At 51.7% G+C, this 25189-nt stretch carries 25 protein-coding genes and 2 riboswitches; of the genes, 14 read left to right on the top strand and 11 right to left on the bottom strand.

Going from position 1 to position 25189, the window contains the following annotated elements:
• Positions 1-77 precede the first annotated feature (77 nt).
• The gene (locus NST07_RS00570; RefSeq protein ID WP_341089100.1) at positions 78-1253 is read left to right on the top strand and encodes a S8 family peptidase; all 1176 of its coding nucleotides are present in this window, start codon (positions 78-80) and stop codon (positions 1251-1253) included.
• A 229-nt stretch (positions 1254-1482) separates the two neighbouring features.
• On the opposite strand, the gene argS is transcribed toward NST07_RS00570, so the two are convergent.
• From argS to NST07_RS00540, 6 genes are all read right to left on the bottom strand, one after another.
• The gene (gene argS / locus NST07_RS00565) at positions 1483-3168 is read right to left on the bottom strand and encodes an arginine--tRNA ligase (protein ID WP_341089099.1); all 1686 of its coding nucleotides are present in this window, start codon (positions 3166-3168) and stop codon (positions 1483-1485) included.
• On the bottom strand, positions 3165-3608 hold the full coding sequence (locus NST07_RS00560; RefSeq protein ID WP_038584542.1) for a DUF1934 domain-containing protein: 444 nt from the start codon (positions 3606-3608) through the stop codon (positions 3165-3167). The genes argS and NST07_RS00560 overlap by 4 nt, the downstream gene beginning before the upstream one ends.
• Before the next feature lie 116 nt (positions 3609-3724).
• Positions 3725-4396 carry a GNAT family N-acetyltransferase gene (locus NST07_RS00555; protein WP_341089097.1) on the bottom strand — a complete coding sequence of 224 codons (672 nt, stop codon included), beginning with the start codon at positions 4394-4396 and terminating at the stop codon, positions 3725-3727.
• A gap of 42 nt (positions 4397-4438) precedes the next feature.
• Complete coding sequence (locus NST07_RS00550; RefSeq protein WP_341089095.1) at positions 4439-5116, bottom strand: GNAT family N-acetyltransferase; 678 nt, start codon at positions 5114-5116, stop codon at positions 4439-4441.
• A 15-nt stretch (positions 5117-5131) separates the two neighbouring features.
• Positions 5132-5989 carry a carbon-nitrogen hydrolase family protein gene (locus NST07_RS00545; protein ID WP_341089094.1) on the bottom strand — a complete coding sequence of 286 codons (858 nt, stop codon included), beginning with the start codon at positions 5987-5989 and terminating at the stop codon, positions 5132-5134.
• Positions 5990-6200: 211 nt separating this feature from the next.
• Positions 6201-7379 (bottom strand): hypothetical protein, encoded by a 1179-nt coding sequence (locus tag NST07_RS00540; protein ID WP_342480912.1) that lies wholly within the window; start codon positions 7377-7379, stop codon positions 6201-6203.
• Positions 7380-7650: 271 nt separating this feature from the next.
• On the opposite strand from NST07_RS00540, the gene NST07_RS00535 reads away from it, so the two are divergent.
• From NST07_RS00535 to NST07_RS00525, 3 genes are all read left to right on the top strand, one after another.
• Complete coding sequence (locus NST07_RS00535; RefSeq protein ID WP_342480911.1) at positions 7651-9720, top strand: PBP1A family penicillin-binding protein; 2070 nt, start codon at positions 7651-7653, stop codon at positions 9718-9720.
• A 103-nt stretch (positions 9721-9823) separates the two neighbouring features.
• Positions 9824-10504 (top strand): DNA-3-methyladenine glycosylase, encoded by a 681-nt coding sequence (locus NST07_RS00530; RefSeq protein WP_341089089.1) that lies wholly within the window; start codon positions 9824-9826, stop codon positions 10502-10504.
• 218 nt (positions 10505-10722) lie between these two features.
• Positions 10723-11193, top strand: coding sequence for an AbrB/MazE/SpoVT family DNA-binding domain-containing protein (locus NST07_RS00525; protein WP_341089086.1), 471 nt, complete (start codon positions 10723-10725; stop codon positions 11191-11193).
• Positions 11194-11309: 116 nt separating this feature from the next.
• Here the strand turns inward: NST07_RS00525 and NST07_RS00520 are convergent, their stop codons facing one another.
• Positions 11310-11816 (bottom strand): YwhD family protein, encoded by a 507-nt coding sequence (locus NST07_RS00520; RefSeq protein WP_340895636.1) that lies wholly within the window; start codon positions 11814-11816, stop codon positions 11310-11312.
• 104 nt (positions 11817-11920) lie between these two features.
• Here NST07_RS00520 and NST07_RS00515 point away from each other — a divergent pair, with 104 nt between their 5' ends.
• The 6 genes from NST07_RS00515 to NST07_RS00490 all read left to right on the top strand — a co-directional run bounded on the left by NST07_RS00515 (position 11921) and on the right by NST07_RS00490 (position 17891).
• Positions 11921-13948, top strand: coding sequence for a M1 family metallopeptidase (locus tag NST07_RS00515; protein ID WP_342480910.1), 2028 nt, complete (start codon positions 11921-11923; stop codon positions 13946-13948).
• Positions 13949-13959: 11 nt separating this feature from the next.
• Complete coding sequence (locus NST07_RS00510) at positions 13960-14790, top strand: hypothetical protein (protein ID WP_341089082.1); 831 nt, start codon at positions 13960-13962, stop codon at positions 14788-14790.
• Between the two features lie 220 nt (positions 14791-15010).
• Positions 15011-15149: riboswitch (cyclic di-AMP (ydaO/yuaA leader) on the top strand.
• Positions 15150-15206: 57 nt separating this feature from the next.
• On the top strand, positions 15207-15635 hold the full coding sequence (locus NST07_RS00505) for a C40 family peptidase (RefSeq protein ID WP_341097502.1): 429 nt from the start codon (positions 15207-15209) through the stop codon (positions 15633-15635).
• A gap of 385 nt (positions 15636-16020) precedes the next feature.
• Positions 16021-16163, top strand: a riboswitch (cyclic di-AMP (ydaO/yuaA leader).
• 47 nt (positions 16164-16210) lie between these two features.
• Entirely contained in the window at positions 16211-16660 is a 450-nt protein-coding gene (locus NST07_RS00500) for a C40 family peptidase (RefSeq protein WP_156130986.1), read from the top strand.
• 261 nt (positions 16661-16921) lie between these two features.
• Complete coding sequence (locus NST07_RS00495; RefSeq protein ID WP_341089080.1) at positions 16922-17428, top strand: GNAT family N-acetyltransferase; 507 nt, start codon at positions 16922-16924, stop codon at positions 17426-17428.
• 106 nt (positions 17429-17534) lie between these two features.
• Positions 17535-17891, top strand: a complete 357-nt coding sequence (locus tag NST07_RS00490) for a cytochrome c (RefSeq protein WP_341097501.1) — start codon at positions 17535-17537, stop codon at positions 17889-17891.
• A gap of 102 nt (positions 17892-17993) precedes the next feature.
• Here the strand turns inward: NST07_RS00490 and NST07_RS00485 are convergent, their stop codons facing one another.
• A complete protein-coding gene (locus NST07_RS00485; protein WP_038584508.1) occupies positions 17994-18281 on the bottom strand; it encodes a 4a-hydroxytetrahydrobiopterin dehydratase in 288 nt (95 codons plus the stop codon).
• 235 nt (positions 18282-18516) lie between these two features.
• Positions 18517-18810: a hypothetical protein gene (locus NST07_RS00480; protein ID WP_341089078.1), complete on the bottom strand. Its 294-nt coding sequence runs from the start codon at positions 18808-18810 to the stop codon at positions 18517-18519.
• A 203-nt stretch (positions 18811-19013) separates the two neighbouring features.
• Here NST07_RS00480 and motA point away from each other — a divergent pair, with 203 nt between their 5' ends.
• Together motA and motB are read left to right on the top strand one after the other, a co-directional pair.
• Positions 19014-19814, top strand: a complete 801-nt coding sequence (gene motA / locus NST07_RS00475; protein ID WP_076114081.1) for a flagellar motor stator protein MotA — start codon at positions 19014-19016, stop codon at positions 19812-19814.
• Positions 19798-20613, top strand: a complete 816-nt coding sequence (motB, locus tag NST07_RS00470) for a flagellar motor protein MotB (protein ID WP_341089076.1) — start codon at positions 19798-19800, stop codon at positions 20611-20613. The genes motA and motB overlap by 17 nt, the downstream gene beginning before the upstream one ends.
• 90 nt (positions 20614-20703) lie before the next feature.
• Here the strand turns inward: motB and rluF are convergent, their stop codons facing one another.
• Both rluF and NST07_RS00460 read right to left on the bottom strand, forming a co-directional pair.
• Positions 20704-21405 carry a 23S rRNA pseudouridine(2604) synthase RluF gene (gene rluF / locus NST07_RS00465; protein WP_038584496.1) on the bottom strand — a complete coding sequence of 234 codons (702 nt, stop codon included), beginning with the start codon at positions 21403-21405 and terminating at the stop codon, positions 20704-20706.
• Complete coding sequence (locus NST07_RS00460) at positions 21395-23722, bottom strand: ATP-binding protein (RefSeq protein ID WP_341089075.1); 2328 nt, start codon at positions 23720-23722, stop codon at positions 21395-21397. Before NST07_RS00460 ends, rluF begins: the two co-directional genes overlap by 11 nt.
• Before the next feature lie 320 nt (positions 23723-24042).
• On the opposite strand from NST07_RS00460, the gene tadA reads away from it, so the two are divergent.
• Positions 24043-24546 carry a tRNA adenosine(34) deaminase TadA gene (gene tadA / locus NST07_RS00455; RefSeq protein WP_341089074.1) on the top strand — a complete coding sequence of 168 codons (504 nt, stop codon included), beginning with the start codon at positions 24043-24045 and terminating at the stop codon, positions 24544-24546.
• A gap of 30 nt (positions 24547-24576) precedes the next feature.
• The gene (locus NST07_RS00450; protein ID WP_341089072.1) at positions 24577-25149 is read left to right on the top strand and encodes a GNAT family protein; all 573 of its coding nucleotides are present in this window, start codon (positions 24577-24579) and stop codon (positions 25147-25149) included.
• The last annotated feature ends 40 nt before the right edge of the window (positions 25150-25189 follow it).

Raw genomic sequence — 25189 nt, 5'->3', positions numbered from 1 at the left:
CAAGTTCCCATTCGGACGTACGCCTTCTTTCATACAATATGGCAGCACGGCACCGAGGAGGGGACGGCGTATAACTTATGGACTATTACGGATTTTGGCAGATGCTGCTTGATGAGATATCGGCTGCCCCCAAAAATACTACTGAGCGGCGTATTGTTACCTTCAACGATGCCCGCCAGTATGCCGGAGCGCTGTCACAGTGGAAGGCGCTGAAGAAAAAGCGGCCCGGGCTGCGGCAGGTCCAGGTTTCCCCGCTGATTCGGGCCTTCTTTCTGCCTGCTGCGGGTGCAGAAAGACTGATGGATAAATTCTCCGATTTGCTGCGCATTGAAGATGACCTGCGGATACAGGTCCACTCCGTGACCCCGGACAAGAGCGGAACCGCCGTCATGCCATGGGGGGTGAAGGCGATACATGCTCCCCAGGCCTGGTCCAAATCAACCGGAGTGCATGTGAAAATAGGCGTCATTGACACGGGAGCCGATTACCGCCATCCCGATTTGAAGCATTCCCTGGCCTCCGGCGTGAATCTGCTGCACCGAGGCATGCTGCCGCTCGATGATAACGGGCATGGCACTCATATTGCCGGTACACTGGCCGCAGCGGGCGGCACTCGCGGAATGATGGGCGTAGCCCCGCGGGCACTGGTGTATCCGGTCAAAGCCTTTGACCACAGCGGCTCCGCCTATGTGTCAGATATTGTCCTCGGGATCGACTGGTGTGTACAGAACAAGATCGACATTATCAATATGAGCTTCGGGATGAAAACAAGAAGTAAAGCACTTCATGATGTGGTGATCAAGGCCTATCGGGCCGGGATCGCCATCATCGCTTCCTCCGGCAATGACGGCAAACGGGGCGGGGATTATCCCGCCCGTTACCCCGAGACGATCGCCGTCGGCGCTCTGGACAGAAGGCACCGCGTAGCGGCCTTCAGCAACCGCGGTCCGTACATCGATGTGTACGGACCAGGCGAAAGCGTGCCCTCCTGCTGGCTGAGGGAGGGCTACAAAGAGATGAGCGGCACCTCCATGGCGACCTCACATGTCACCGGTGCCGCTGCACTGCTGCTCGCACTGCGGCCGTCGCTTACGCCGCGCGAGCTGAAGCTGCTGCTGCGCCGCACGGCTTCGCCGGTGCGGCTGCGCAAGGGCCAGCGCCGCGCTTCCCTGGGCGGCGGCGCGGCCGATGCCCTGCGCCTGCTGCGGGCGGGCGCACGGGCGAAGCCCGTTGCCGCCGCCGCGAAGGCGTAGGCAACGGGCGGCAGCTGCCGCCGGGCGCTCTGCGGCGGCGCGCAGCAGCAGGCCCCTCGGCACGGGGGCCTGCAACCAGCCCGGACCGGGGGCCGCCCAGATTGCGGGCGGTCCCCGGCCCGGCGTTATTCAAGGCAGGACCCGGCGGCACCGGTACTGCCTCACGCCAAAAGCTCCGCCTTCCTTTCACCGGAAGGCGGAGCTTTTAAGTTGCTGGCGCAAGCTGCAGCTACATGCGGTCAGGTGCAGTGACACCGACAAGGCGCAGCACGTTGGCAATCGTCGTGCGCGCAGCGCCCAGCAGGGCGAGACGGGCCACGGTCTGTGCGGCATCCTCGGTGATCACGCGCTCGGCTTTGTAATAGCTGTGGAACAGCGCAGCCAGATCGTAGACATAGCGGATCAGGCGGTGCGGCGCATAGCCTTCGGCAGCAATGGCAATCTCCGCCGGTAATTCGCCGATTTTGCGGAGCAGGTCATATTCATGAGCTGCCGTCAGCTTCGTATAATCGATATCGGTGTAATCCGGCAATGTGATGCCCTGCTCTTCCGCCTGGCGGAAAATGCTGCAGATCCGCGCATGCGCGTATTGAACGTAGAATACAGGATTTTCATTGGACGTGGAAATTGCCAGGTCCATATCGAAGTCCAGATGCGAATCCATGCTGCGCATCGTGAAGAAATAACGGATCGCGTCGAGGCCGACTTCTTCCATCAAGTCTTCCATCGTAACCGCTTTGCCGGTACGTTTCGACATTTTGACCTTTTCGCCGTTCTGGAACAGACTGACCATTTGGGCAATCAGCACCACAAGCTTCTCCGAATCGTTGCCAAGGGCCGACATCGCGGCCTTCATCCGCGGAATGTAGCCGTGGTGGTCAGCGCCCCAGATATTGATCATTTTATCGTAGCCGCGGCTATATTTATCGCTGTGGTAAGCAATATCAGGCGTGAGATAGGTATAGGTTCCGTCGTTCTTGATCAGTACGCGGTCCTTGTCGTCGCCATATTTGGTCGTCTGCAGCCAGGTTGCCCCGTCCAGCTCGTATACCTCTCCGCGGTCGCGCAGCTCATCTAGTGAGCGCAGCACCTGTCCATTCTCATACAGCGAGGTTTCGCTGAACCAGATGTCGAAGTTGACACGGAAGCGGCCGAGGTCGCGTTTGATTTTGTCCAGCTCCTTGGTCAGACCGTAAGTGCGGAAGAAAGCGGCACGGTCCCCCGGAGTCAACGCAAGCAGAGAATCCCCCTTCTCAGCCACAAGCTCTTTAGCGAATCCCTTGATGTCTTCGCCATGGTAGCCGTCCTCCGGCATTTCGGCCGGCTGGCCCAGCTCCTGCAGGTAGCGGGTCTCAATCGACTTGCACAGATTGGCCACCTGGTTGCCGGCGTCGTTGATATAATACTCACGGGTTACTTTGTAGCCGGCATAATCCAGCACGTTGCAGAGTGCGTCGCCGACAGCAGCGCCGCGGGCATGCCCCAGGTGCAGGCTGCCGGTAGGATTCGCGCTGACGAATTCCACTTCAACCTTTTGCCCTTGGCCAACATCTATGCGGCCGTAGTTGTCACCCTGCTCGTGGGCAAGAGCGATTACCGGATAAAGGTAGCTCTTGGACAAAGTAAAGTTGATGAAGCCGGGTCCGGCAATTTCTGCTTTTTCAATAGAAGCACGGCCCGTATCCAGGTGCTCAATGATCGCCTCGGCGATCTGGCGCGGATTACGCTTTGCAATCTTGGTAAGCTGCATCGCGGCGTTGGTTGCCAGATCGCCATGCGCTTTGTCCTTCGGCACTTCCAGCACGATAGCGGGAAGCTCTTCTCTGGTCACCAGGCCTGCGGCAACAACTGCATCGGCGATGGCTTCTTTCACCCGTTCATTGGCAAGCTGAAGCGGATTTGAACTTTGTGTCATGATTGTGGTTCCTCCTGTATATGCAAACTGATCGCGAACTGTCCTGATAACTCCTCGTAAACGTACAGGTCATATTCCCATGAAACCGTCAGCGACCGCCCGTTCCGGACCATATCCAGCTTCCGTGTTTCTGTAGAGAGATTGAACTGTGTGTAAGGGGAGCGGTAGAATCCCGGCAGGCGGCGCCCCGGCGCAAAAGACTGCTCGGACTGGATTCCGCCGTGACGGATCAGCTTCAGCTCGCTGTCTGAAATCTTTATGGTGGTGCGGACGGAGACAGCCTCGCCCTGCGGGCCCTGACTGGATTCTTCATAACGGATATATAGCTGCGGCCCTCTGGCAGTAACTTCTCCGGCTGCTTTTACAACATTTCGCTGCCCGTCCTGCAGGCTTTCCAGTGTCACGGAAACACCGTATTTGTCGGACTGTACTTCAGCCATCACGTGTTCCTCGCTTATTCTTTCTTATATTTAATCAAAGTCATATTCGCTTTCCCATTGTACACTATATCCAGTTCAAGAGAGCAATTCAATGGCTAATTCGCCATGAGGAATAATTAAAGCGGCAGCAGTTCAAGCTTATCCTGGGCACGCAGACCTTCCACCATCGACAGCCAGGCCTCAGGCTTATCCTCCAGCACAGCATAATAGCGGGTCAGGAAATTGCCAACCAAAGATGCATCCAGCCGGTCCTGCTCCTCATCTGCGGGCATGAAACAAAGATCCAGTCCGGTTACCGCTTCCCCGTCGCCCGTCCACGAGGGATGTACATAAGGAAAATCAAGACGTTTATAGCCTAAGTGCGACAGCACCTCACGGCGTACAAAGGGATCCATCGGCTTAACGCCTCCAAACTCATGATGCTCGGCCCGGTAAGGATCGTAGATTTCTGCGAACATACCGTACAGCATTTTGCCGCTATCCGCAGCAATCTTGTTCAAGTCTTTCAGCCGGTTCCGGGCCAGAAAACGCCCGATCCCCAGACCCTCACGGCCAATGATGGTGAAGTCGGTCATTGCCACATTCCAGTCCGGATAATAACGGTATTCCGTTGTGCCCACCACAGCTCCGTCATGGACGGCGGCAAATACGCGAATCCCGGGATCTTCAAGCGGCGCTTTCCACAAGCTATACTCCAGCACTTCCTCCGGTGGGAACACCTCTGCCAGCAATTGATGCACTTGTCTGAACAACGGGTCCCCAATATCGGTGATTCTTATATATTCCATATTCCATTTCCTCCTCCATCCGGTTATGAATTCACTACGACTTCATACACGTGAAACAAAGGGGTTGCGCCACTCCATCAGTGCAGCGAAATTGCCCGATTCTTCATCGTCCAGATAATCGGCTACGACCCCGACCGGCGTCCGCCCGCAGCGCAGCAGGAAGGTAATCACAGGATCAGCTAGTGTGCCGGCGGCCACTTCGGCCAGATACTTCTCCGCCGGCATCCGGGAAGCCTGCAGATGATAGCCGGGCATTCTTCCCGCTCCCAGTAGCCGCTCCAGCTTCTGCTCCACCACAACGTGATACAGCGACTGCACCAGTTCCTTGCCGAGTCCCAGCTTGCGGTATTTGGGACGTACGCATAAATCGGCGATATACAGCGTATTTCCATCCGGCTGATGCGTGGTAATATAACCGTCTGCTGTAACCTCCGACCACGTATGATGAAGCCCTTCACCCTCCGGCTCAAAATTAATTTTCAGCCCTGTCACCGAGCCAGCCAGTTCCCCGTTCACTTCCACAGCGAGCGCGCCTTCCGGAAAAAGCGTCACATGATTCAGCAGCTGCTCCCGGTTCCACCATAATTCAGCAGGATAAGGCGGCGGAAATGCTTCGGACTGAATGGTGATCAGCTCGGCAAAATCGTCTTCGGTATACTGGCGGATAACCGCAGGCACCGGGATTTTTCCGTCAAAAGCATAAAAGGTTTTGTAGTACATACCGTGCTCCACTCCTTACTTCCAATCTGTGTAGAGGTCTGTCCTGCGGTCCCGCCACGTCGTTACAGAACCTTTCTCGCGCACACTGTACAGCAGCTCCAGATCCAGATCGGCGGTAATGATCATATCGTCATTAATTTCACCTTCGGCGAGCAGACCTTGCGGCGGAAAAGGAATATCATTCGGCGTAATGACCGCTGCCTGGCCGAAATTGGCGCGCATCAGGTCGACAGTCGGCAAGGAGCCTACGGTCCCCGTCAGCACCACATAGATCTGATTCTCAATCGCGCGGGCGTGACTCGTATATCTTACCCGGTGGAATCCATGGCGGTCATCCGTACAGGAGGGACAGAAAATCACGTCTGCACCTTTGGCTCTGGCCATGCGTACAATTTCCGGAAATTCAATGTCATAGCAGGTCAGCATGGCGATGGTGCCTTTATCGGTCTGGAATACCTCCAGCCCTTCTCCCGCCCCCATATTCCAGCCTTCAACTTCCGCAGGTGTAATGTGCAGCTTGGCCTGCTCGGCAATTCTTCCATCCGGATAAAAGAGATGCGCCACATTGTACAGCTTGCCATTTCTGCGCAGTACGTGGGTTCCGCCAATAATATGTACACCGTACTTCCGGGCATAACCAGAGAACATTTCCCGGTAGCGGCCGGTAAACTGCGGCAGGTCGTTAATTCCCAGGGCCTTGCCCTGCTCATCACCTATGGACATTAGCTGCGTCGTTAAAAATTCGGGAAACAGGATGAAGTCGGCGCTATACTCCTCCGCTGTCTTTATGTAGTGCTCGCATTGAGCGGAAAACTCCTCAAATGAAGAGATCGTATGCAGATGATATTGCACAGCAGATACGCGAAAAGCCATATTGGAAGTCCTCCTAATGGTTATTCAAGATTGTTTGGATAAGCAACCCTTTCACACGCCGGGCGCCTACCTTAGAAAGTACATAAAATTTTACCATACCGGCGAAAAAAACACACTTTCCCGGGGTAGTAACTAGATGTTCGAAATACAAAAAGCGGCCCCCAGAGGAGCCGCCATCCGTGCAGGACCATGCGGTCCCGCTGCCGGATAATTATTCTGTTCCTTTAAAAGTCAATTTCAGCTTCCAGGTGGTACCGCCGTCTTCCGTAGCGTACAGGGAGGAACTATTGACGCCTTTCATGGCCATCCAGCCCACTTTGCTGCCGGTAAAAGAAATCATACCGTCAACCCCAGGAATGGCCGGCTGATTTGACCACTGCTTGCCGCTGTTATAAGTCCTGCCAACGGCTACCTTCTCTCCCGCCGGAGAGAAGCCGGACAGAAAAGCGGTGCTGTTGCCGACCAGCTGCATGTTGCCCGGTTTGCCGGAAGCAGGTCCCGTCTTGAGCGGCTCGGCGCCGCTGCCCGGCGCAGGTCCGCCCCCAGCCGAATCCTCGGCAATTACTCTGCGCCAGCTGTTGCCCTTATTACCGCTGGCATACAGTGAATAAGAGGTCTGCGACATACCGCTCCCCCCGTATAGCAAGGCGTATACTTGATCACCCTTCGCATAGATTCGTCCTGATTCAGGATAGGCAAAGGCGGACTTCAGGCTAAGCTTCCAAGTGGAGCCGCCATCCGTAGTCTTCATGATCCGGTAGCCGGAACCCGGTGCAGTTACAACTGCCCAACCGTTACTGCGGCTGCTGAACTCTGCGCCGCTGGTGTGGGCCGGTGTTGAGATCTTGCTCCAGCTAAGGCCGCCGTCCGCAGTGTAGTAGGAAGAGGTCCGGTTGTACCCAAAGCCGTGCATCCTGTCTGTAAAATCAATTCGCTCAAAAGTTACCGCCTTGTCCAAAAGTCTCTTCCAGGTAGAGCCTCCGTCAGAGGTTGTAATCAGATAGACCGCTGAACCGTCTTGAACTGAAGCCAGTGCCCAACCTTTGACGTTGTCCGGGAAATCCATTTGGCGGAAGTTCCATTGTCCCTTGTAGATCTCCTGAAAGTGACAACCGCCATCTGACGTACCGATCATAAAGCCGTTTCCTGCCGCCCGGCCTGTATCTGCGCCAAGAAATTGGAGATCGTTAAAGCTGGGCGGTGCGCTTTGGGTGCTGCTCAGTTTCGCCTGCAGTTCCTGCAACAATCCGTGATCGCCGCTGCCGCAGGCAGGTGCCGGTACTGACGCTGCCTGCGCCGGTGAAGCGGATGCTCCCCAGCCGGAAACCGCCAAAAGGCCCGCCGAGAGGAGCGTTAAGGCCGTGTGGTGTATTTTATGGGTCCAATTCATGAGAACACCTCCTGTAAGATATATACCCTTTTCTGTAAACACTACTCTGTTATACTCCCCCGCCGCTGCTCGATCCACCAGAGAAAATCACAAAAAGAAGACAATTTGGTCACCGTCCTTCAAACGGCTCCCTCTTGTCTCTTTTGATGCAAAGTACAGGTCTCCTGAATATCTGATCCCATCCTTCCCCATAATGAAAATTAATGAGGAAATAAGAATACAGCCGTCGTTTCCTATAATTTAGATATTTATAAAGAAGGAGCCTGATGCCATGCCGCGCGATTCTGATAAACCCAAGGCAAAGAAACACCGCTTCCGCGGGCTGTTCCGGCTGCTGGCCGTCATGACCGTACTGTTGCTGCTCGCTTCCGGGGCATTGATCGGCTATCTATATCAGAAAGACCTTCCTCCGATCGGAGATGATATCCGCTCCAAGCTGCTCGATTCCCGGGGCAATGTGCTGGCCACCTTCACCAACGACGGGCGCAGCCGGGACCCTGTAAAGCTGGAAGAGATTTCTCGGCTGCTCATACAGGCAACCCTGGCCGTGGAGGACCGTAAGTTCTATGACCACTCCGGCTTTGATCTAAAAGGTATGGCCCGGGCTGTACTCGTCAATCTGGAGGCGGGCAAACGCACGCAGGGGGCCAGCACCCTAACCCAGCAGCTTGCGCGCAATCTTTACCTGACCCATGAGAAGACCTGGACCCGTAAGGCGAAGGAAGCTTTATATACGATGCAGCTTGAGATGAAGTTTAGTAAAGACGAAATCCTGAACATGTATTTAAATGAAATCTATTACGGACATGGAGCCTACGGCATTGAAGCGGCTGCACGAATGTATTTCGGCAAAGCTGCGGCGGATTTGGATCTGGCCGAGAGCGCCATGCTTGCCGGGATTCCCAAGGGCCCGACCTACTATTCGCCGTATACGCATATGGAGAATGCCAAGAAGCGGCAGGGCATCATTTTGTCCGCTATGGCCAATGTTGGCGATATTACCGATGCGGAGGCCCAGGCAGCAGCCCGGGAAGGCTTGAAATTCAAGCCTCAGGGTCAGAAGGACACCACTGTGGCCGCACCCTATTTTCGCGATTATGTGCGCAGTCTTGTCATCGACACCCTGCATATCAGCAGCGATGAGCTGGACCAGGGCGGGCTGAAGGTCTATACCACCCTTGATTCCGATATGCAGCAGGCGGCAGAGGATGCTGTCGATAAAGGAATGGACGGCAGCAGTGAGCTGGAGACCGCCCTTGTCTCCATCGACCCCCGCACCGGTTATATCAAAGCGATGGTCGGAGGCACAAATTACCGCACCAACCCGTTCAACCATGCCTTAGCCACAACGCGCCAGCCGGGATCTTCCTTTAAGCCAATTATGTATTTAACCGCACTCTCGTCCAAGACGATGACCGGACTGTCTGTCTTTAACAGCCAGCCGACGCTGTTCCATTACGACAATAACCGCAAAACCTATCAGCCCCGCAACTTTGGCGACAAATATCTTGGAGAGATCAATATGCGTCAGGCGATTGCCGCCTCTGACAACATTTATGCCGTGAATACCATTATGAAGGTAGGGGCGGATAAGGTCGCCGAAATGGCCGCTAATATGGGTATCGGCAGCCCGCTGCAAAGCGTGCCCTCACTAGCGCTCGGCACCTCGCCGGTCAGTCCGCTGGAGATGGCCTCAGCCTTTGCGGTGATTGGCGGCGGAGGGACTAAGCTGCCTGTGACGGCTATCCTCAAGATTACCGACTCCAAAGGCAATCTGCTCTATGAGGCTCCGCAGGGCCGGGGGCAAAAGGTTGTCGAGCCGGCAGCGGCCTATGTGCTGACCCGGCTGATGGAAGGTGTATTCGAGAGCGGCGGAACGGGAAATCGTGTCGCCTCCGTTATCAAACGTCCCGTGGCCGGCAAGACCGGCACCACTGACACCGACGGCTGGATGGTCGGCTTCACCCCCGAGCTGTCTACCGTAGTCTGGGTAGGCTATGATAAAGGGCGTGAGATCGCCACGTCTGACGGAAGGCGGGCTGCGCCAATTTTTGCGGAGTTCACGGAAAAAGCACTGGCAAACGTCCCGCCAAAAACTTTTCCGATTCCCGACGGCGTGGTTAGCGTGTACATTAACCCGCAATCCGGTAAGCTGGCCACGGCCGCCTGCCCCGAGAAGGAGCTGGAAACCTTCATCAGCGGTACAGAACCTACGGAATATTGTGACCAGCATGGTGCAGGCGAAGACACCGCTCCATCCGGCGGATCAAAGGACAGCGCAGTCCCTGCCAAGGATGAACATTCCTTGTGGAGCGACATTAAGCGCTGGTGGATGAACTGATCCCTGTTGCAGCCATTGCCCCGTCTGCGCTACGATGGGACCAATGAACGGCAGAAGCACAGGCTTTAAGCCCTGCTTCGCCAGGGAGAGGTGCCATCAATCTATGAATGCGAATAACGCTGCCAGCGGCAGGGAACCGTTCCCTTCTTCTCCACTTCTGTCCCCGGAGATCTATGCGCATACAGCGCTTAGGGCCGCGCCGCTTCTTCTTGGCCAGCATCTGGTCCGGCGCACGGAAGACGGGGATATACGCTGCCGCATCGTGGAAACGGAAAGCTACGGAGGCGCCGAAGACAAAGGCAGCCATGCTTATGGAGGCCGCCGCACCGCCAGAACCGAAGTGATGTTCAGCTCCGGCGGCACCGCCTATGTATATCTCATATACGGCATGTACCACTGCCTCAATGTGGTTACCGCCGCGCAAGACGATCCGCATGCGGTATTGATCCGCGCGGTGGAGCCGCTCACTCCCGCCGATGCGGAGCGGATGGCATCTTACCGGGGCATAGCCGTCAAGAAGCCGGCCGACCTGTCGGGCGGTCCGGGCAAGCTCTGCCGGGCGCTGCGGATCGACAAAAGCCTGAATGAAATCCGCCTGGACGTACCGGGCGGGCCGCTCTGGCTGGAGCAAGGCGCAAGCCCCGAAACTCTTGATATTGTACAGGCTCCCCGCATCAATATTCCTTATGCTGAAGAATATGCGGAGCTGCCCTGGCGTTTCTATCTCAGGAACAATCCTTACGTTTCGGTAAATGCTAAGCAGGCCAGCTCTTTCAGAGTTTAAAGACTTCCCTGCCTGTTTCGGTATCCCGGAATTGGGTAAAAAATAATGAACCCTAATCAGCCTCTGCCAGCGGACCTCCGCCGGCAGAGGCTTTTCATCTCTTTAATCTCCAAATTCCTATAAATGTATGCGCTTCCCCCGTTCTCTTAACTTACAATTACTGTTATAATCATAGATATCCACACCAAAAATATAAAGATGCAAATGAGGGACATGAGATGAAAGATACAGGCATGATCCGGAGTTTAGACAGTCTTGGTAGAATTGTGGTTCCTGTAGAAATCCGCATGACACGTAATATTGACATTGGGGATCCTATCGAGTTTTTCATTCTGAATGAAGAGATTATTGTGCTCAGAAAGTACACCTCTACAGAATGCACTTTTTGCAGAAGCCTTGACCATGTAACTTACTTTAAAGATCAGTTTATTTGCAACAGCTGCCTCAAAGAGCTGGGGGATCCCGGGCTTGTTTCCGATGCGGCAGAGCAACCGGTAAGTCCTGTTGAAGACAACACTGCATTACTGCGTGGCGGCCGGAGAACAAAAACAGAGGAAATGAGCCAGCGTCTCGAGAAGGCCATCGCGGACCATCCGTATGCCAACCAGAAGGAGCTTGCCGAGGTTCTTGGCATCAGCCAGGCCAGAGTCAGCCAGCTAAAGCGCAAGATCAATGCAGCAGGCAAATAAAAGAACACAAACATCTTGATTCATCCCTCATGAGCATTCAAAAGGCTTGGCCTTTCCCGTTTCGGGAGGGCCAAGCCTTTTTAGCTTGAATCAAAGTATGTTGCGGGGGACATCTCCTATTCCGACAGCGCCGCTTTCAGCTCTTCCGGAGAGGCATTCCACCAAGCTTCATTATGAGAAATCAGCAATGATTTAAGCGCCGCTCTTTCCACCGTACCGAGCCCCTCCAGAATGATCTTCCGCTTCAGAGCAGCATCCAGCTTGTTCACATGATCGGCAAGAATTTTCCAGCCGCGCCGTGCCTCTGTATCAATCCACATCTCGCAAGCGGTAATGCCCCCGTAGAACTGGCCCTCCGCCGTACGGTCTACAGCTACCCAGACAACCCAAACCTGTCTGCCCGCCGGCACATCCTCGCGGTTCATGGAGAACTTAATCCCCTTCTCTACCTTGCTCTTGGCATGCATGGCACCGATATCGATAACTGCTTCACCGCCGTCAATAATAACGGGCGATACATTGTTCAAATCAATGGAGCCTGCGCCGAAGCCTTTATGTTTGCTCTTGGCATTCACAATATTTAAGGCAATCTGTTTCTTGCCCTCCGGTTGTATGTTATCCACAAGTGCACATCCTTCCCTTTCACTAATAATTTAATTTTAGCTAATAATGCGGCGAATGCAAACATATACATCCCGTAGATGCTTGTCACGGGAGGAATCACAGTATGAAGCCACTGTCATTAAGGTACGTTATCGTCTTTGCGGCCCTGTCCGCCCTCACTCTGCTGGGAGGGGGAATAGGGGTCCTTTCAGGGTATGGTGCAGAGCACAGCCCTGCCGTTCTGACTGCTGCTGTTCAAAAAGAGGCCAAGTCCCCCGCTGCCCTGCCTAAGCCCAAAGCCGTGCAGCCCGTTCTTCCCCAGAGCACTCCCCTTCCGGTCTCAGAAGCGTTAAGCCAGCGGGTAGTGGAGTATCATATCGACGTGCAGCTGCTGCCGGACACCACCTCTCTAAGAGCCTCAGAGACGGTGACCTGGACTCACCCGGGCCTAAAACCGGTACAAGAACTCTACTTTCATCTTTATCCAAACGCATTTGCTTCTGAAGATACTACGTTTATGAAAGAATCTGGAGGCGAACTCCGGGGTGATGCCATGCCAGCGAACGGATTTGGCAGCATAACCCTGACCGATCTCCGGACTACGGATGGAGTCTCGCTCATGCAGCGGCTGCAATACGTGCAGCCTGATGATGGCAATGGCAATGACAAGACACTCGTAAAGGTGCATCTCCCGCAGCCGGTTAACGGTGGGGAAAGTGTTACGCTTAGGGTCCAGTTTGAAGTTAAGCTGCCCAAAATATTCGCCCGCATGGGTTCCGCCGGCAATTTCGTGATGGCCGGGCAATGGTTTCCCAAACTGAGCGTCTATGAACCTGCCGGTACCCGGGGTGTACATGAGGAAGGCTGGAATCTGCACCAATATCACGGAACATCCGAATTTTACAGCGATTTCGGTATCTACAATGTAACCATCTCCGTCCCCCCCAATTATATCGTTGGCGCAAGCGGGTTCCCGGTCAAGAGCGCCAAGCTGAAGCAGGATCAGAAGGTGTATCAATTTTATGCGGATGATGTCCATGACTTCGCCTGGGCCGCTTCCCCGGACTTTGTGGTAGCCGAAGAGGCCTTCTCTACAGACTATGTACCGGGCGTGAGAATCAAGCTTTATCTGGACCCGCTACATAAACATCTGCAGGAGCGTTATTTCCAGGCAGCGAAGGCCGCTCTGACCAATTTCAGCAAATGGTACGGACCTTATCCTTACTCTACATTATCCATCGTCGTACCTCCCAAAGAGGGCAACGGCGCCGGCGGGATGGAATATCCCACACTGGTTACTGCTTTTGGCGCGGCCGAGGCTTCTCCAGGCACCTCTCTGGAGCGCACGGTCATTCATGAGATCGGCCATCAATATTTCTACGGGATGTTAGCCAGCAATGAATTCGAGGAGGCCTGGCTGGACGAAAGCTTCACTTCCTACGCTGAAGACAGGCTAATGGAGCAGGAGTATGGGGTATCATCCAATCATGTCCTGCAGGCCAGCCTGGTGACATCCTCCCAGCCGCTTAACCTGGAAACCTGGAAATACACTCCTGCCGATGCCTATGCCCGAAATGTGTACATCCGCGGCAAGCTGGTGCTGAAGGATATCGAACAGCAGGTCGGAACCAAGACGATGGATGCCATAATGGCGGCCTATACCCGTAAGTTCCGCTTCCGGCATCCTTCTACCGCCGACTTTCAGAAAATCGTGGAGAAGGTAACCAAAAAATCCTGGCAAGCCTACTTCGACCAATATGTATACAGCGGCGGTTCTCCGGATTTTTCAATTGATCACATTAAAATCTCTGACCCAAAAAAAGAGGGCGGCGATGATAATGCCCGTTACGAAAGCTCAGTAGCGGTCAGCAATAAAGGAAATCAGTATGGTGACGTCCCCATAAAGTTCACCTTCCTGGATGGCTATACTGTCCAGCAGTTTTGGAATGGGACAGAGAAGGAAACCACCTTTCAGCTAGCCTACAAAGCGCCTCTTTTGTCTGCAGAGATTGATCCGGAGCACTCCATTCTGCTGGAGAGTAAGCATCTCAACAATTTTAGACTGGCGGAGCTGGAGCGAAAGACGCTCTCCCGCTGGACGCTTAGCGCAACGAAGCTGCTTGAAACCCTGCTCGGAACTCTTGTCTGGTGAGGTGAAGGATTGTGAAAAGATCGATAGTTCGCGGCTGGTACAGCATGAAAGAGCAATTTTATATTCTGATTCTGCTTTTTATCTATCGGCTGCTTTGGGGCTATTTCCTGTACAGATTCGTCAGGTCAGCCCTCATCCCGGTGCTGCTCCGTTATCCCGATACACACGCCGGCGGCAGCGGAATAGGCAGATTGCTGTATTATATCGAAGGACAGACTGCACTTAGCACAGACCCCGGGGTGCTGCGCTGGCTCTGGCTGCTGCTGGCCCTCTCAGCGCTACGGCTGCTATGCTCCCCCTTTATCCGCGCAGGGCTGCTGCATGAGCTGCACCAGGAGCGCAAAGGGGAGCGGGGAATGTTCTTTTTTCCCGGAATGAAGCTTTACGGACTCCCCGTACTGCTGTTCAGTCTAGCGGAATGGCTTCTGGCCGCAACACCGCTGTATTGGCTTCTCCCCAAAATGTATGGGCTTCTCCTCAGCGGTATTCTCGATTATACTCTGCTGCTGAGACTGGTTCCTTATGTTCTGGCCTGGCTCCTGTACTTCTACCTGATCCGCATTCTGCTGCTGTACATGCAGTTTGGCTTCACCGGAGGAACAGGCATGTTTTCTTCCTTGCTGGTTGGCCTGAGGGTAATCCTCCCTTCCACCTGTATATCTGCACTGTTCGGCGCCGGCGGCCTGCTTCTGCTGCTGCTCTCTGGAGTGACCGCACTTTTCTGTCCAGGCCTGCCCGCACTGCTGTTCCGGCAATTTTCACCGCTTCCCTCAACGCTGTTCAAAATGTGGAGCCTAGCGGGGCAGTATCACCTTTGGTGCAGTAAAACATTTCCACAATAATTACGCCAGTCCCTTGGCATAATAGAAGAGTCACTGCCCCAGATAAAGGGCGGGACTCTTCTTTTGGTTACAACGTGATTTAGGGTATTTGCAAAACTGTAAATCCTCTGGTACAATGATGCCTGTACCAGTAGTAACAACTTTGTAATCTTTTGAAACTAATTTGAAGCAAATGAATGTACCTTTAAGCATTTAACCTTGTCGACACGTCACTGTTTCGGTGCATAAAACGCCAAATTCCCGGCACCGGGAAGTGGGGGAACCATATTTTGGGTGAATTGATCTCGCTTTAGAGGGGTCATAGGGGAACCTTCTACCGAATCCTTAAGCTAACCTCGCAGGCCTTGGAAGGAGTACATCTTTTGAAAAGTCATAATTTTAAGAAGAAATGCACCGCAGCAGCATTAGGGCTGGTGATGGTGTTCACGCTTGGAGCAGGGAGCGCTTTCGCCGACTCCAGAATGGATACGGTTATTACAAAAACACTCGGAACGACATATAAAACCGGGGGCACAAGCACTGCCGGCTTTGATTGTTCTGGATTCACCAAATATGTATTTAAGAACGTTGGCCTTACCTTGCCCCGCACTTCCAAAGCACAATTCAGCGTTGGAACCGCCGTATCACGGAGTAACCTCCGTTCAGGCGATCTGGTATTCTTCAATACCCTTGGCAATGGAGTCTCCCATGTCGGTATTTATGTCGGCAACGGAAAATTCGCCCAATCCTCTTCATCCCGTGGTGTAACTATCAGTTCAATGAGTCAATCCTATTGGGCCAACCGCTACGTTGGAGCCAAACGAGTAATGAGCACAACAGCTTACAAAGCTATCGCTTACGATTGACATCCCTCAGGAATTCCATCCTCCAATAAATAATTGTAACTTATAGAAATCCGGAAACTGATTATTGCCGTAATCATTTCCGGGTTTTTCCTTTTTGTCTTCCTTATTCTACCTTTTACACGTATTTGAGGCCTGTGAAACACCTTTTTACTAAAAATCCCAACAAATCTAAGTTAAAGCTTACTCAGCGTGTAAATATAAGACCTTTTTAGCAAAATCAACTCTTAAAAAGCGTAAATATTATGCATTAATATGTTTTAAGTGATTGCCAACTGGCGAAGTCTTTGTTACAATTATCGCAGTGAGTTTTTAGTAACATTTTTGTAATTATTCAATCGGGTTTTACAAAGGTTTTGTCATGTATTGGTTAACAAGCTAATCCTAATCAACAGTCATGCCGAGTTCCCTAACCATTAGGGAAACGGGGGAACCGATTTTGGGTGAATTGACCTCCTATTCACAGAGGGGTCATAGGGGACCTTCAACCGAACCCTTAAGCTAACCTCGTAGGCATTTGGAAGGGGTATTCACTTTTGAAGAAGAAGTTAGCAGCAGCAGTACTAAGCTTTTCCATTATGCTTACCATCGGAGCAGGAAGCGCTTTCGCGGATTCCAAAATGGATAAAGTCATCGACAAGACCATCGGAAGTAAATACGTATCCGGCGGTGTATCGACCAACGGCTTTGATTGCTCCGGATTTACAATGTACGTTTTTGATAAGATCGGTATCAATCTGCCACACCAATCCGGTTCCCAATACCAAATGGGTACCGCCATTTCCCGGGACGATCTGAGAGCGGGAGATCTTGTATTTTATAATACCAGCGGTAAAGGTGTATCCCATGTCGGCATTTATGTCGGTGAGGGCAAATTCGCACATGCTTCATCCTCCCGTGGTGTAACCATCAGCACGATGAGTGACAGCTACTACGTCAACCGTTACGTTGGCGCCAAACGGATCATGAGTACAGATGCTTACCAATCCGTTACTTCTGATTCCCAAGACAATGATGACGTGCAATAAGTTGTCGTAAAACGGGCACTCTTCCATGATTTTTGCCGAAATCTGGAGGGGGCCTGTTTTTTTTGTCTATAAAATTACTTACCCCTCTCAATATCCGCAAAACATAAATCTACCCAAATTTCCTCCATTTCATAAAATATTTTTTACCACTTTGTCAAGTTTCCGCCTTTCAGGAAATTTCTGAGTCGAATCAGGCCAGTTATGGATATAATTAGGTATAGCTAGTGCTGTTGCTCCCTATGAAAGGAGGCCGGTGGCCTTATGATTAGCTCCCCCGTTACATTCCATGTGGTTCCCATGGAGATCAGCCATGCTGAAGACATCGCCGCATGGAATTACAAAGCGCCTTATAATATTTACGAATGGATGCCTTGGTCCCAAATGGAGGCGCTTGGCATTGAATTTGGCGATCCAGAGCTCCGCAGGGACCAGTATGTTTCCGTGGTCAACGAGCAAGGCATCCTTTGCGGCTTTGCGCAGTTGTTTCCGATGGAGGGTGTCGTCAGGCTGGGTATTGGAATGCGCCCCGAGCTTTGCGGACACGGTCTTGGCCACATTTTCATGGAAGCCATCGTTCAGGCCGCGCTAAAGCGGTATCCCGGGCGGGAGATTGATTTGGAAGTATTGACCTGGAACCAGCGGGCGATCCGAACATACCAAAAATGCGGCTTCACGATCACGGATACTTATGAACGCCTTACTCCAACCGGAAATAAGCCATTTTATTGCATGGTCTATGATAAACAACATAACGTTCCATTAAATTGAAAATTTTAGTGTTGAAATCGTCCACTTTTTTGACACAAATGCTATGATAACGCTTCACCATCCTATATAATGTAGGAAGCAGCTTACATGGAGGGGACGGATGAAGATGCAGAAATGGATCATGGGCGGTTTGTTTTTCGCAGCCTGTGCCTTTGCGGTAGTGCTCTTGTTCACATTGCCCGGCAAAGCAGAGGTAGCCGAAGAAAATAACCCGACGATGCCGCAAGTCACACTGGATGCCACCAGCGCCGAAGCGATTGTACAGGCAAGCTGCATTACCTGCCACGGTGATCAGCTACAGGGCGGTCTAGGCCCTAGTCTGCAGCAGGAAGGCGGCCAGCATAACGCAGAAGAAATCTACACCATTGTTACGAAGGGACGCGGCCAAATGCCGTCTTTCAAGGATAAGCTTGCTCCCGAAGAGATTGCGAATGTTGCCATGTGGCTTGCAGAGAAGAAATAAACCTGACCTTAAAAATACAGAATGCCCGTACAAAGGATATTCAGACATCCTTGCACGGGCATTTTTATATCTATTCCTATGATAGGTCGGTTTCTCCTGCGCCTAACGCGTTTTGTCGAAAGCTTCGTTAAATTCATGCGCCTGGCGGAACTCTAGCGCGGCAAGCCCGCTCTCTTCTTTTGCGGACAAGCGCAGAATTACCGTTTTGTAATCAATTGTAATATGCGGATGATGATCGAAGGCTTCCGAGATCGCAGCCACCTCATCCACAAAGGCGATACCCTTCATATATTCATTAAACATATATTTACGCACCATCATATTCGGCTCCAGCTTCCAGCCCTCCAGCTTACTTACCTGCTCACGCAGCTCTTCCTCCGTAAAATGCAATTTGTTTCCTCCCTTACTAAGTTAGCCGTAAAGTCCGTACAGCCCAGCTCCCCATATCCCTTAAACAAAACATCCCTCAGCTTCGGTAAAGTCCAAGGGATGCGCCAGGATGAAGGCTTTTTTTCGGTTTAATGTATTCTAAGATCCCGGCAAATAGTACTCGGCATCTTCAATTTTACCACGGGCCGCAGACAGGGGGCAAACCGTCCTCCTGTTACTCTGCTGTTCTGCTGCTCTAAATGAGTACAACCGAAGCCAAATCCTCTTCACCCAGCAAAATATTGATACGGTGCGTCTCCTTGTCATAGATAACCACACCACTGCCTACCTGAATAACAGGCTCGTTGCCCAGCGCGTAGAATAGATCCTCTGCGAGCGCTTCCCATACCTCCAGCTTGGATTCCTGCGGCAGTTCCTGCCACTCATCCGGCTCCATCTCAAAAAACACATACCCGTCAGAAATACGTCCGACTGCTTCCGTCAAATCACTAAGAATCTCGCTGTAATCTCTGCCATGTTTCACACCCACGTGTATCACTCCGTTTTCTTCACAGATGAATAATAACTTACCTTATCATTATAGCCGAAAAAATGACTTCACAAAAAACGGAATACTGACGATAAATAAGAATATACGTGATTTGGTTACGTGCAGGGTGTCCCGCCGCTGTTCAAGGATGAAATATGCGGTCTGAACGGATCACTTCTTAATTCTCATGGACGAGGTGCATAATGGAAATTTCAACATTACTAGGCTTAGTATTTGGTCTCATCGCAGTTGTCTGGGGAATGATGCTCAAACATGCCCCGCTTACCAGCTTGGAAAATCCGGCAGCTTATGTCATTATCTTTCTTGGTACGACTGCCTCAATCTTTGTGGCCTTTCCCATGTCGGAGGTCAAGAATGTACCCAAGCTGTTCAAGATCCTCTTTATTAAGAAAAAGATGGTCAGCAAAGCTGAACTGATTACAATGTTCATGGAATGGGCTTCCATTACACGGCGCGAAGGTCTGTTGGCGCTGGAGTCCAAGGTCGATGAGATCGAAGATAACTTCCTCCGTAACGGTATGCGGATGATTATCGACGGCAACGACCAGGAATTTGTCCGCGATGTGTTAATGGAAGATATTCATGCTACAGAAGACCGGCATAAAGCGGGAGCCCTGATCTTCTCACAAGCGGGGATGTACGCTCCTACCCTAGGGGTATTGGGTGCCGTTATCGGGCTGATTGCCGCTCTGGCGGATATGAGTGATATGGACGTTCTGGCGCACGCAATTGCCGGAGCCTTTATTGCTACATTGCTCGGTATTTTCACCGGTTATGTAATGTGGCATCCGATGTCCAACAAGCTCAAAAGAATTTCCAAGCGTGAAATTGAAATCCGGCTGATGATGGTAGAGGGTCTGCTGTCTATTCAATCCGGAGTATCCACAATCGCTATCAATCAGAAGCTTTCCGTCTTCCTAACACCTTCTGAACGTGTCAAGCTAATCGAAAAGGGAGGCGGCTCAAGTGAGCAAAAAGACTAGGCATGAAGAACACGAAGAGCATGCCGATGAATCCTGGCTATTACCCTATTCCGACCTGATGACGCTCCTAGTGGCGCTGTTCCTCGTTATGTATGCCATGAGTGCTACAGACGCCAAGAAATTTGAAGACATGGCTGATGCCTTTAGCTCTGCGCTCAGTGGTGGTGGCGGTGTTCTGGAGTATCGTTCCGATGCCCCGACAAATACCCAGCTTGATCAGGGTAAGCAAGATAAAATGAACAGTGTTATTGATAAGAATACCGGCGAATCCGACATGGCCAAGCTGCGGGCGAAAGAGCAAGAGGATCTGGAGAAACTAAAAAAGCAGTTTGATCAGTATATTGAAAAGAACGGGCTGACCGATTTGCTCAGCACCAAGTTGAATCAATCGCAATTGATGATTACCATCAGCGACAACGCCCTCTTTGCTTCAGGACAGGCAGACGTAAAGGATGATTCCCGCCAGCTTGCCAAATCAATCTCGAACATGCTGCAGCAATTCCCTGATTATGACGTCCTTGTACAAGGGCATACGGATAATATTCCGATTTCCAATACCAGCTATTCATCTAACTGGGACCTCAGCGTAGACCGTGCACTGCATTTCATGAAAATCCTGCTGCTGAATCCGAATCTGAATCCCGTTAAATTCAGTCCTATCGGATATGGGGAATACCATCCAATCGCACCCAATGACACTACTGCCGGACGGGCCAAGAACCGCCGCGTAGAAGTTTCTATTCTGCGCAAATATCAAGAAGTCACTGAACCAAAGGGCATTACCCTCCCTAACCAATAATAGGCACTCAGATAAAAGAGCTGTTCCAACGATCCCGCGAGAGATCTTCTGGAACAGCTCTTTGCTTTCTTCGGCAGCACTTTCTAATGGCTACTGCAGCTCATAGTTTAGCATTTCCCCAAGTTCTTGCTTCTCCTGAGGGGACAGCTCACGCCACTCTCCGGTTTGCAGCGTCCCAAGGCGGATATTCATAACCCGGATGCGCTGCAGCTTTCTGACCTCATAACCAAAGGCGCTACACATGCGGCGTATTTGCCGGTTCTTGCCTTCAGTCAGGATGATGCGGAATACCCGCTCTGTCATTCTTGTCACTTCACAGGGCAGCGTTCTGCCGCCCAGGATCTTCACTCCACTCGACATCCCGGAAATGAAGGAAGGCGTGACAGGCCGGTCTACAGTGACTACGTATTCCTTCTCATGCTTGCCTTCGGCCCGCAATATCTTGTTAACAATGTCTCCATCATTGGTAAGTAAAATTAACCCCTCTGAGTCCTTGTCCAGCCGGCCGATCGGAAAGATGCGCTCCTGATGTCCGACAAAGTCAACAATATTCCCCTGAATGTGGCTTTCCGTGGTCGATGTGATGCCCACCGGCTTATTAAGCGCAATGTAGACGATCTGGCTTCCCGTTTCCAGCGGCTTGCCATCAATCCGTACTTCATCGCCAGGAACGGCCTGACTGCCGAGTACGGCCGGCTCACCGTTAATGGTAACCCTGCCGCCTTCCACCAGCTTGTCTGCTTCACGGCGTGAACAATAGCCTGTCTCACTGATGAATTTATTAATTCTCATGATTGTCTTCACTCCGTTCTTTATTCATGCCCTGCTCTGCAGCAGGCTCAACTGGTGCGGGCAGTTTAATAATAACCTCCGTCCCGCAACCGTATTCACTGCGAATCTCCAGACTGCCTTTGTGAGCCTGGATAATCCGCTGGCTGACCATCAGCCCAAGTCCCGTCCCTGACTCTTTATTGGTATAGAACGGCTCGCCCAGCTTGGGCAGCATATAATCGGGAATGCCGCCTCCCTCGTCAGAGATCACAATAACAACAGAGTCTTCATCCATATACTGCTCCAGTGTGATGGTTCCGCCGTCCGGCATGGCTTCAATGGCATTCTTGACGATATTAATAAACACCTGCTTGAGCTGGTTCTCCTCGCAATGCACCGTTGCCGGCAGCTCTGCGAACCGTGACTCAAACTCTATGCCAAAGAGATGGGCCTGGCTGCTCAGAAGGGAAATTACATCATTTAGAATGTGCCGGACATCCTTTTGCTGAAAGTGAACTGCCTGCGGCTTGGCCAATATCAGAAATTCACTCACAATGAGATTAATTCGTTCCAGTTCGGAGAGCATTAAGTCAATATGCAGCGGGACCAGCACCTGCTTTTCTTGTTGAAGCTGCAGGAATCCCCGTAGCGTTGTCAGCGGATTACGGATTTCATGGGCAACCCCGGCGGCAAGCTGTCCTACCGTCGTCAGCTTCTCAGAGCGTCTCAGCAGCTCTTCGATCCGGTTGCGCTCTGTCATGTCACGGGATACGTGGACAAAGGCCTGTGGCCGTCCCTCTTCGTCGCGAATGATCGAGGTGCTGACACTGACTTCGACCATCGAACCGTCTCGCTTCAGCCTTACAGTCTCTACCGGAGGCAGAACAGCGCCATTCTTCAGCTCCCTAAGCCTTTCTTCTTCCTGTTTCTGCACCGTAGCCGGTACCAGATAAGGCGGCTTAACCAGGGCATCTGCGGCACTCCAGCCGTACAGATCCTCAAATGCTCTGTTCGTACTGGTGATCCGTCCATCCATATCTACAGTATGAATCGCATCGGAGGTGCCGTTGATCACCGATTCCAAATGTTCCTTAACCGCCCGGTTCTCTTCCAGCGTCTGCCCTAACCGGTTCGTATGCTGGGAAAGATGGGAGGTCATCGCATTAATCCTGTGGGCCAGCTGTCCCAGCTCATCCCGGCTGTCCACCTTTAACGGCGGCTCAAATTTGCCTTTTGCCACATCATTGACCTTGGCCAGAATATCCTGAATCGGACGCGTTACCACACCGGCAAGCACATAGCTGCACACGAAAAAAATGATAAGCAGCAACAATGAAGTAGTGATATTATTGAACAATTGGTCTTTGATGACCGAAGAAATGACCGAATAGTCCATGACTACAGAGACGACATAATCATCAGCACCCGGCTGGTTGATCGGGATGAAGCTTTTGAGCACTCTTTTGCCAAGAGCCTCCGTATCCAGCGTGACCGGCTGCCCTTTGCCGAGGGCTGCCATCATCGCCGACTTATCCTCTTCCACATTGCCAAAGATATAGGTGCCGAATTTAATGGGACGGCTGCGCAGCTTCTCATTCACGCGGTCTTCACCATTAGGCATCATGCTTGCAGAGGCAAAGGTTTTGGGATTGATTCCTGTGACCTCCAGAAGTCCCGGATTGACCTCTTTGGACTGCTGAACGATCTCATCAGGATTCATAATTTTGACGTAATCACTCACTGCTGTACTCCGTATGTAAGGATCTATGATGTAGTTAGTCGAGGCATCGTGATAATATCCCCACTTTTCAATGAACTTAGGATTGGAAGTCGAAAATTCAAAAGGTCCGGACCAGAAATTCTCAAGGCTCTGCCCCTGCTGAACGGATACTTTCTGACCGGCAAACAGCTCGAGAAATGCGACGTACCAATACCCCATTCCTTTGGTAGGCAGTCCAATCTCATTAGGATCAGACGATTTGGCAACCACTATATCATCATCAGTCTTGACCAGAAGTGAAATATTAGACACACCAAGCTTATCCGCCAGGTACACCAGCTGTTCATTCTTCACATTCTTGATATCCGGGTCAAGCTCTTCAGAGGCTAGAATGGCGGTCATCCGCAGGTTCTGAGCCAGCTGATACTGCACATAGTTCGAGCTATAGCTGCTCTGTTCGACTGAAACGGCAATCTGCATGGCGGTCATCTTCATATTATTTTCACTTTCAATACGCAGATTATCACGGGCCGCGTAAAGATTCAGTGTAAGATTGAGCGCCAAGATCAGCAGTACCGAACCAAAAATAATAGCCGATAATTTCGTTTTTATGGACAAGCTGCTTTTTCACCTCTTATCCGCTGGTAAATCCTAGCGGAGTGTTCATGAATATCATACCTTTTGCCTATCCATTTGAAAAGACATTTCAGAGACGGGGCATATTTTGCGAAGCATTGAATTTTATAGGGAGTTTCTCTACAATGGATAAGAAAAACATAAGGTTAATCCACAGGATATACACATATAAACATTTTATTAAATTCTAATGTGTACAATATTGTGTATAAGTCGGCGGTTATCCACAGACTTATACACAATTTGTTCAGAACGAATATTTGTTCGTTGCACAAGGTACAGAATAAGAAGGGAAGATGCACTTGAATATATTACTTGATGAACTGCCGCCCGAAGAGCGGGAGGCTCATGAATATTGGATGCGGGAGGCGATTGCGGAAGCCCGCAAAGCAGAAGCACTGGGCGAGGTTCCCATCGGAGCAGTAATTGTCCGCCATGGCGAAATCATCGGGCGCGGCTACAATCTGCGTGAGACCACAATGGACTCCACGGCTCATGCTGAAATGGTAGCCATCCGCAAGGCCAGTATAGCTATGAATTCCTGGAGGCTGCTCGATTGCCGGCTCTACGTTACCCTTGAGCCCTGTCCGATGTGTGCGGGGGCTATGGTTCAATCTAGAGTCCCTCTCACCGTATATGGCACAACAGACCCTAAAGCCGGCTGTGCAGGCACCCTCATGAATCTGCTGGAGGAACCGCGGTTCAATCACCGGACCGAAGTCATTCAAGGGATCTTGCAGGAGGAGTGTGCGGATCTGCTGACTTCCTTTTTCCGCCGCTTGCGCCAGAAGCCGTCCAAGCTATAGTTATTCGCAAAAATGACCAAGGAGGATTATATGTCTCTTAAACTGTACAATACGTCTCAAGGTATCTATCTCTCCCTGCTGCAGCTCCATGATGCGGAAGAGCTGCTTCAGCTGCGCCTGCGCAACAAGGTACAGCATCAGCCGTTTGAACCACTGCGCGAGGACGATTATTTTACCCTTGAAAGCCAGAAGCAGCTCGTTGGCCAGCGTTTGGAGGATGCCCGTCAGGATAGAGCCTATATGTTTGGCATCTTTCTGCTGGACGGACAATTAATTGGGCAGGTTACCATTTCCAATGTGGTACGTGGCGTCGGACAGTATGCCGATATCGGCTATTTTATTGACCATGAGGTACAAGGAAAAGGGTATACCAGCGCCGCTGTAGGCTTAATCCTGGAGTATGCCTTCCATGCTCTTGGGCTGCATCGGGTACAGGCTTGCATCCTGCTGCATAACGAAGGCTCCCGCCGTGTATTGGAGAAGAACAGGTTTCAGGCAGAAGGAATTGCCCGGCGTTTCATTAAAATCAACGGCCAGTGGCAGGACCACCGCACCTACGCTATTCTGAGCGATGATTACTATCCGGAGAAGGGACAGCATTAGCCCTCACTACATATTGCAGCCAAACTATGTAAACCAGTGG

The sequence above is a fragment of the Paenibacillus sp. FSL L8-0340 genome (assembly GCF_038593145.1).
GTDB lineage: Bacteria > Bacillota > Bacilli > Paenibacillales > Paenibacillaceae > Paenibacillus_AQ.
This window is presented reverse-complemented; position numbering and strand designations above follow the sequence as displayed.